This is a genomic window from Nioella sp. MMSF_3534 (assembly GCF_030732985.1).
Lineage (GTDB): Bacteria > Pseudomonadota > Alphaproteobacteria > Rhodobacterales > Rhodobacteraceae > Nioella.
Genome location: NZ_JASHJX010000096.1, coordinates 1 through 3,357, shown reverse-complemented (window position 1 = coordinate 3,357; position 3,357 = coordinate 1). Strand labels below are relative to the sequence as shown.

Sequence of the window (3,357 nt, the reverse complement as noted above, 5' to 3'; positions counted from 1 at the left end):
GGGGTGGGCGCCGATCCCGGCCCATCCTTCCGCAGATGTCGCCGCAAGGCTATCAGGCCATGCCCTGATGTAAACCGCGAATCCTGAAAAGCCGCCGGGGTGGCTTTTCCCCGCCGCGCCGCTATGCAACTCTGCCTTTCAACGGGGGCCAAAAGGGGACAGGCCATGACCATCACCACTTGCGTGTTCGACGCTTACGGGACGCTCTTCGATGTGAACGCCGCCGCCCGCGCGGTCGCTGCCGAACCGGGGCAGGAGGCATTCGCCGCCGTCTGGCAGGAGGTGTCCACCCATTGGCGCGCCAAGCAGCTGCAATATACCTGGATCCGGGCCCTGACCGGCCAGCACACCGATTTCTGGCAGGTCACCCAGGACGGGCTGGATTGGGCGCTGGAAAAAACCGGGCAGGGCGACCCCGATCTGCGCGAAAAGCTGCTCGGGCTCTATTTCAACCTTGCGGCCTTTCCCGAGGTGCCCGCGATGCTGGCGGCGCTGAAGGCGGCGGGCATGAATACCGCGATCCTGTCCAACGGCTCGCCCCCGATGCTGAAAGGTGCCGTTGACAGCGCCGGGGTGGGCGATGTGCTGGACGATATTCTCAGCGTCGAAACGGTTGGCATCTTCAAGCCCGATGCCAGCGTCTACAAGCTGGTGACCGACCGCTTCGGCTGTGACAAGGACGAGGTGCTGTTCGTGTCCTCCAACGGGTGGGACGCGGCCTCGGCCCGCGCCTTCGGCTTCCGGGTTCTGTGGGTCAACCGCGCGGGCGAACCGCTGGACCGGCTGCCCGACGCGCCCGACCGGATCGCGTCGGACCTGACGACCGTTCCCAAAATAGCCGAGGCCCTGTGATGAAGCATTTCACCGCCGCCGACGGGCTAAAGCTCGCCTATGACGATGTTGGCAAAGGCCCCGTGCTGCTCTGCCTGCCGGGCCTCACGCGCAACATGGATGATTTCGAACCGGTGGTGGATCATTTCGCGCATCGCGCCAGCGTGATCCGCATGGATTTCCGGGGGCGTGGCGCGTCGGGCTATGATCCCGACTACAGCCACTACAACGTGGTTCAGGAAAGCCAGGACGTGATCGGCCTGCTGGATCACCTCGGGCTGGAAAAGGCCGCGATCCTCGGCACCTCGCGCGGCGGGCTGGTGGCGATGACGCTGGCGGCCACGGCGCGGGACCGGCTGGCGGGCGTCTGTTTCAACGATATCGGCCCGGTGATAGAACCCGCTGGCCTGACCTACATCATGGGCTATCTCGGCCTGCCGCCCGCGGACCCCGACTTTGACACGGCGCTGCGGGAAATTCCCAAACGCATGGGCAAACGCTTCCCGAATGTGCCGGTTGAGACATGGGCCAATTACATTCGCCGGGTGTGGGCTGTGGGCGAGGATGGCAGCCTCTCGCTGCGCTATGACCCGAAACTGCGCGACGCCACGCTTGACCAGATGAAAGCCGCCGAGGGCCAGCCCGCCCCCGATCTCTGGCCGCTGTTCGCGGCACTCGACGGGCTGCCGCTGGCGCTGATCCGGGGGGCGAATTCCGATCTTCTGTCCCCCGACACGGCGGCGAAGATGCGCGAAATGCACCCCGGCATGCTCTTCTCTGACGTGGCCGACCGGGGCCATGTGCCCTTCCTCGATGAACCCGAAAGCCTTTCCGTCATCTCCCAATTCCTGGATCGCCTGACATGACCGACATCACGATGATCGACGCCGCCGCCGACCGCCTGAAGGGCCACGCGCGGCGCACACCGCTTCTGTCCTCGCCCTTTCTGGATGAGATCGCGGGCCGCCGCGTGCTGGTCAAGCCCGAGGCGCTGCAACACACGGGCAGTTTCAAGTTCCGGGGCGGCTGGTCGGCTGTCTCGGCGCTGCCCCCCGAAACCCGCGCGCGCGGCGTCATCGCCTTTTCCTCGGGCAACCACGCGCAGGGGGTGGCCTATGCCGCCAAGCTCCATGGGGTGCCCGCCGTCATCATCATGCCCGCCGACGCGCCCCGCCTGAAGATCGCCAATACCCGCGCTTTGGGGGCCGAGGTCATCACCTATGACCGCGCGTCGGAGGACCGGGATGCCATCGGCGACAGGTTGGCGAAGGAACGCGGGCTGACGCTGATCAAACCTTTCGACAATCCTTACGTGATTGCGGGGCAGGGCACGACCGGGCTGGAGATCGCCGAACAGGCCGCCGAAGAAGGCGTGTCCAAGGCGGATGTGCTGGTCTGTTGCGGCGGTGGTGGCCTCACCTCCGGCATCGCGCTTGCGCTGGAGGCCCGCGCCCCCGGCCTGCGAGCCCGCCCGGTAGAGCCGGAAGCCTTCGACGATGTCACCCGCTCGCTCGCTTCCGGCCGGATCGAACGCAACGCCCGCACCTCCGGTTCGCTCTGCGATGCGATCATCACGCCAAGTCCGGGCGAACTGACCTTCCCGATCATGCACCGGCTCTGCGGTCCCGGCATCGTGGTGCCGGAACGTGACTGCCTGCGCGCCATGGCGCTGGCCTTCTCGCGGCTGAAACTGGTGCTGGAACCGGGCGGTGCGATCGCCCTTGCGGCGGCGCTCTTCCATTCCGACACCATCGAGGGCGAGGCCGTGATCGCCGTCGCCTCGGGCGGCAACGTGGACGCCGAGCTTTATGCGAAAGTGCTGGAGGAATTCGGGGAGGGCGCCTAGACCTCCTCCCCCGATCGCAACCCCACGCGGAACAGCCCCAGGGCCACCACCATCAGGATCAGCGCCAGCACGAAGGGTGCGCCGGGAAAATGCACCGCCGCGCCCTCTCGGGTGAACCAGAAGAACACCTGTGTCATCGCCAGCGGGGCCACCACGATCGACAGCGCGTTGACCGAGGCCATGACCCCCTGCAACTCGCCCTGCTGATCGTCACTCGCACGGCGGCTCATGTATCCAGCGATGGCCGGGGTCGCGATGGATCCCAGGGCCGCGAAGGGGATCAGCAGCCAGACCATCCAGCCCGTGCCCACCACCGAGAAAGCACCCAGCATCGCCACCTCAAGCACCAGCGCCCAGAGGATCACCCGCACCTCGCCAAGCCGCGCCATCGCGGGCCGCACCAACCCCGCCTGCACCGCCACCATGCACACCCCATAGGCGGTCAGCGACAGCCCCACCACCGTGGTGCTCCAGCCGAAGGCCGCTTGCGTGAAATAGGCCCAGATCGCCGGATAGACATAGCCCGAGACGGTGTAGAAGAAGAGCATCAGCAGCATCCATCCCAGCCCCGGCAACTGCCCGATCTGCATCAGCCCGCCAAGCGGATTGGCCCGCGCCCATTGAAACGCCCGTCGCTTCCAGCGCGGCAGCGACTCGGGAAGAACCGCCAGCCCAAGCGC

Annotated in this window: 4 protein-coding genes; 3 read left to right on the top strand and 1 reads right to left on the bottom strand. The window is 66.6% G+C overall.

Features of this window, described 5'->3' with window-relative positions; all coding sequences use genetic code 11:
* The first annotated feature begins 165 nt into the window (after positions 1–165).
* From RBB16_RS20505 to RBB16_RS20495, 3 genes are read left to right on the top strand one after another with little or no spacing between them, the layout of a single operon-like run.
* Positions 166–852 (top strand): haloacid dehalogenase type II, encoded by a 687-nt coding sequence (locus tag RBB16_RS20505; RefSeq protein WP_306047888.1) that lies wholly within the window; start codon positions 166–168, stop codon positions 850–852.
* Complete coding sequence (locus RBB16_RS20500; RefSeq protein ID WP_306047887.1) at positions 852–1,697, top strand: alpha/beta hydrolase; 846 nt, start codon at positions 852–854, stop codon at positions 1,695–1,697. The genes RBB16_RS20505 and RBB16_RS20500 overlap by 1 nt, the downstream gene beginning before the upstream one ends.
* Positions 1,694–2,677 (top strand): threonine/serine dehydratase, encoded by a 984-nt coding sequence (locus tag RBB16_RS20495; RefSeq protein ID WP_306047886.1) that lies wholly within the window; start codon positions 1,694–1,696, stop codon positions 2,675–2,677. The genes RBB16_RS20500 and RBB16_RS20495 overlap by 4 nt, the downstream gene beginning before the upstream one ends.
* On the opposite strand, the gene RBB16_RS20490 is transcribed toward RBB16_RS20495, so the two are convergent.
* Positions 2,674–3,357 (bottom strand): MFS transporter (locus RBB16_RS20490; RefSeq protein ID WP_371931274.1); only part of this gene is annotated, 684 nt, incomplete at its 5' end. The two genes, RBB16_RS20495 and RBB16_RS20490, sit on opposite strands and share 4 nt — an antisense overlap.

Bases quoted from the DNA above. Each gene is read 5' to 3' on its own strand.
- RBB16_RS20495 (WP_306047886.1), top strand. From the start codon at position 1,694: ATGACCGACATCACGATGATCGACGCCGCCGCCGACCGCCTGAAGGGC.
- RBB16_RS20500 (WP_306047887.1), top strand. From the start codon at position 852: ATGAAGCATTTCACCGCCGCCGACGGGCTAAAGCTCGCCTATGACGAT.
- RBB16_RS20505 (WP_306047888.1), top strand. From the start codon at position 166: ATGACCATCACCACTTGCGTGTTCGACGCTTACGGGACGCTCTTCGAT.